The 3,506-nt window shown below is 43.6% G+C and carries 3 protein-coding genes; all 3 read right to left on the bottom strand.

The features are described 5' to 3' along the window. A partial coding sequence (gene qmoC, locus HZC12_09470; GenBank protein ID MBI5026931.1) for a quinone-interacting membrane-bound oxidoreductase complex subunit QmoC occupies positions 1-813 on the bottom strand: 813 nt, incomplete at its 3' end. A 9-nt stretch (positions 814-822) separates the two neighbouring features. Beyond that, positions 823-3,057 carry a hydrogenase iron-sulfur subunit gene (locus HZC12_09465; GenBank protein MBI5026930.1) on the bottom strand — a complete coding sequence of 745 codons (2,235 nt, stop codon included), beginning with the start codon at positions 3,055-3,057 and terminating at the stop codon, positions 823-825. A 113-nt stretch (positions 3,058-3,170) separates the two neighbouring features. Then, a partial coding sequence (locus HZC12_09460) for a heterodisulfide reductase subunit A (protein MBI5026929.1) occupies positions 3,171-3,506 on the bottom strand: 336 nt, incomplete at its 5' end.

The raw sequence follows: 3,506 nt of genomic DNA, 5'->3' as shown, positions 1-3,506 counted from the left end.
TGCGAAAGCACTTATATTCGCGAGCCACTTCATTGGGTCAGACAATGGAATGGGGGAATTAATCTTTGGGACATAATAGTAATAGGTTATCCAGACCGTTGTTATAAATAGACCTATAAAGGCATAAAACACCAGCATGTGCATAATTCTACGGTCAACATTAGGCCCGCACTTTGCAAATCTTGAGTGTTTGAGAAACTCTAAGAGCGTCCCTATAATGGCCGGAACAAAACCCTTTGAATAAGATTGCCCGTTGCCTTTGCTCATACTGTTCCAGAAACGGGCCAGACCCGCAAGATAGGCAATTCCTGCCAGGCCAACAGCAGATATAAAGATGACCTCTATATATAAAATAGGGAAGAACTTCGAATAAACTATCTCTCCTTGAGGAATACGGAGGTGGCCTGTTAATCCAAGCACAGCTAAAAAGAGTATAAGTGGTATCGCAAGTGCCAGGAGCGTCATACCGGGTTGTGTAACTATTTTCCCCATAATCTTCGGTATGGAGTTTTCCTCGATGAATTTCTGCCTTATTGTCGAAAGCACATCACCAGGCTTTGCCCCACGGGGACAGTATTTTGTGCAGTCATTACAATTGTGGCAGAGCCAGACATCAGGATTACCTATAAGCTTATCCTTAAGCCCCCACTGTGCATATATCATCTCTTTTCTCGGAAATGGCCTGCTGTCAGGGGTGACATTGCATACCACAGAACATGTGGCACACTGGTAACATTTTTTTAAAGTATCCCCCCCAGAGGCAACAATATCTTTTACAAAACCTAAATCAGGGGTTATGACCTGCTCTGCCATTTTACCTCCTTAAAATCCCTTAAACGGATTCGGCCCTATCTCTTTGACCTTCTCCACAAATTCGTTTATCATTTCTGGAAGTTTGTCATACTCATTAATAGATACCTGTAACATCTGGACCCTTTCTGCCTCAAGCTTTAGCCTATCCAGGGTTTCACCAACCTTACCGAACCTGTAATCGGCAAGCTCACTTCCCTTCACAAAGTGACACTGGTAATTCTCTCCAAACTTACACCCTATTAGAAGCACGCCATCAATACCTTTCGAAAGGGCATCAGCAACCCAGACAAGGTTCATTCCACCGAGACATCTCAAAGAAATAAATCTCACACTCGGGTCTATCGTCTTGCGGTTAATACCTGCTGTATCCAGGGCAGGATAGGCATCATTCTCACAGATAAGAGATACTATCCTGAATTCTTCCTCAGGGACATCTATGGATTTAATCATCGAGCCTATTATATCCACACTGTAGTCTTTAAATGACACAATCCTTTCAGGGCATGCGCCCATACAGGTCCCGCAACGTCTGCATCTATTAATCTTATAATATGGAATACCCTTTTCGTCTTCATCTATAGCGCCAAAGGGACATTCCTCGGTGCATCTCTTACAGGCAGTGCACCTTAAAAGATAGACATCGGGGAATGTCATATCCCATGCCCTCGGATGAATTGCTATCCCTTTAGATATATGGTCAATACACTGTATCGCCTTGAATGCTGCACCTGCCGCATCCTGCTGGGCCTCTGCCAGATTCATTGGATGTCTGACACCGCCTGCTGAATAGATACCTGTTCTCCTGGTTTCATACTGGAAGCATATAAAGTTTGAATCCGCAAAACCGCATGCACCTTCGAGGGATGGTATCTCAGGACCCTGCCTGTAGCCGAGGTTTAAGATGAACTCTGGTTTTGGGGTTGACTCTATGTATGCCTTCTTAGCCACGTCACCTTTAGTGGATGCCTGTGTAAGTCCATCAAGATACTCTTGAGATTCCCTTGTGGCAGGCACCATGCCAGTGGCAAGGACAATGAGGTCTGCCTCTACCTTAATCTTTTCACCTAAAAGGGTATTTTCCATCTCAACAAAGAGATTTCCATTTCCTGCATCAGTAACACCTGTAACATCAGCCTTTGTCAGCATAACTCCAGGGTCATTCTGGGCTTCCTTGTAATATAGTTCGAGTCTTCCTGGTGTCCTGATATCTATATAAAATATCATTGCTAAAGCATCAGGATTCTGTCTCACATATTTTGCCTGTTTCAGGGATGTTACACAGCACATGGAAGAGCAGTAGGGAAGATGATTCGAGTTACGCTGGCCTGCACACTGGATAAAGGCAACCTTCTTTGCCTCCTTTCCATCGGAAGGCCTTAGAATCTTACCATTTCCCTTTCTTGCAATCTCCTCAAATTCTAAGTTAGTGACTACATTCTTAAATCTGCCATAACCTAGATAATCAAGCTTGTTTGCGTCGTATGGCTTCCAGCCTGCAGCCAGTATAATGGCACCAATTTTTATAGTTTCTGAATTACCGTTTGATGATATAGTCACATCATATAAGCCAGGCTGTCCGTCAGTCTTTTCGATCTTTGCTGATTTGTAGACCTTGATATCAGGATGGCTTTCGACCTCTTTTATAATCTTATCTATGCCTGTATCAATAATCAGTGGCTCTTTGAACTCATCAGTAGGTATCTTCTTATATAATTTATTTATAAAGCCGCCTAACTGAGGCTCCTTCTCTACCAGTACAACCTTACATCCTGTATTGGCAGCTTCAAGGGCTGCCGTCATCCCTGTTATTCCACCACCAACCACAAGTATCGTCTTGCTCAGGTCTTCAAGGATATTTGGCTCAGGTATGTCACCCTTCTGAACCTTGACGATGCCCATCGTAAGGTAATCCTCTGCCATGGTCTGAGTCTCCTCTGTCTTTGGAGGCTGACTCCAGGCAACGAATTCCCTTATGTTTACCCTTTCGGTTATCGTCCCTGAGAAGTCAAATTCCTCGAACTTCACACGGGGAGAGCATGCAGCTATGACTACTGTATTAACACCTTCTTTTATGTCATTTTTTATTAATTGCAACCCATCAGGGCTACACATAATATCATGGGTCTTTATAAGCTCTCTATTTATCTTTGTAGCCTTTGCCGATGATGTAGCCAGTTTCTCTATATCGATGGATTGTCCAATTTCACAACCCTTACATATGTATATGCCATACTTCTTCTCCATCCCTAACTCCTAATCACCTAAAGATATTAAATTTCTAAAAGTAGGACAGCCGTCTCGGCTACCCGTCTGACCCCGAAGCATCGGGGTCCTACCCGTGTTTGATATTCTAAGCTTTACCTCTTCAAGCTCTGGATGCTCTTTACAGTAGCACCTGTGGCATCCTGAACTGACCTTGCAACATCAACAGGGCTCTTAAGTGTTCCTACTGCATATATCCCTTTTTTCATAACTGGCGCATTCACAAACCCTTCTTCTGTAAGAGGGATATCTATACCGATTGTAGAATCCTTTGTGCCCGGAACCATACCCGCAGCAAGCACAACCATGTCGAATTTTCCTGTCACCTTACTACCTCCAGATATATCCTCTACTACAACAATAACATCCTTTGTCTCAGGGTCTTCTGTAATCTTAGCAACCTTGCCTTTTGTAAGGATAATATTCGGGTC

Source organism: Nitrospirota bacterium (genome assembly GCA_016214385.1).
In the GTDB taxonomy this organism is placed as follows: Bacteria; Nitrospirota; Thermodesulfovibrionia; order UBA6902; family JACROP01; genus JACROP01.
Note: the sequence above shows the minus strand (reverse complement) of the source record. Positions and strands in the feature narration are given on the sequence as shown.

Coding starts and splice junctions, on each gene's coding strand:
- HZC12_09465 (MBI5026930.1), bottom strand. CDS start 3,057: ATGGAGAAGAAGTATGGCATATACATATGTAAGGGTTGTGAAATTGGA.